Source organism: Corynebacterium sp. ACRPZ, from assembly GCF_022346205.1.
GTDB classification, from domain to species: Bacteria; Actinomycetota; Actinomycetes; order Mycobacteriales; family Mycobacteriaceae; genus Corynebacterium; species Corynebacterium lehmanniae.
Genome location: NZ_JAKRMR010000036.1, coordinates 1 through 1,115, shown reverse-complemented (window position 1 = coordinate 1,115; position 1,115 = coordinate 1). Strand labels below are relative to the sequence as shown.

Here is a 1,115-nt window from a genome sequence, read left to right as displayed (position 1 = left end):
TTGGGAGGCAACCGCCCCAGTTAAACTACCCACCAGGCACTGTCCCCAACCCAGATCATGGGCCAAGGTTAGATATCCACTACGGTCAGAGTGGTATTTCAACAACGACTCCACACACACTAGCGTGCATGCTTCAACGTCTCCCACCTATCCTACACAAACCGCACCGAATGCCAATACCAAGCTATAGTGAAGGTCCCGGGGTCTTTTCGTCCTGCCGCGCGAAACGAGCATCTTTACTCGTACTGCAATTTCACCGGGCCTGTGGTTGAGACAGCAGGGGAGTCGTTACGCCATTCGTGCAGGTCGGAACTTACCCGACAAGGAATTTCGCTACCTTAGGATGGTTATAGTTACCACCGCCGTTTACTGGGGCTTAAATTCTCCGCTTCGGACAAAGTCCTAACGGGTCCTCTTAACCTTCCAGCACCGGGCAGGCGTCAGTCCGTATACATCAACTTAACCGTCTTCGCACGGACCTGTGTTTTTGATAAACAGTCGCTCCCCTCTCTTCTCTGCGACCCACACCAGCAACACAATCGTATGACCGGTAACCAGTGTGGGTCCCCCTTCTCCCGAAGTTACGGGGGCATTTTGCCGAGTTCCTTAACCACAGTTCACCCGCTCGCCTCAGTATTTTCTACCTGACCACCTGTGTCGGTTATGGGTACGGGCCGTATACGCACATCGCTAGAGGCTTTTCTCGGCAGTCCAGGATCACCAACATCACCCAACTATGGGCTACGCATCACGCCTCACACAAAAAACACCAGGATTTACCGTGGTGTCGTGCCACACGCTTGCACCGCAATCCAATCAGCGGCTCGGCTACCTCACTGCGTCACCCCATCACTGACCTACAACGGATCAGGCCCCACGCATCACCGCCAACCAACCATCCCGAAGGATGGCAACGGTCGGCGGGTCAGGGTGGTTAGTATCACCGCTTCGATACTGGGCGCGCATATACGGGTACGGGAATATCAACCCGTTGACCATCGACTACGCCTGTCGGCCTCGCCTTAGGACCCGACTCACCCTGGGAAGACGAACTTGACCCAGGAACCCTTAGTCATCCGGCGGGCAAGATTCTCACTTGCCATTCGTTACTCATG

At 54.9% G+C, this 1,115-nt stretch carries 1 rRNA gene; it reads right to left on the bottom strand.

Annotated features, from left to right (window positions below):
• Positions 1 to 1,115: ribosomal RNA gene (locus MHX64_RS11855) — 23S ribosomal RNA — on the bottom strand; the annotation flags it as partial.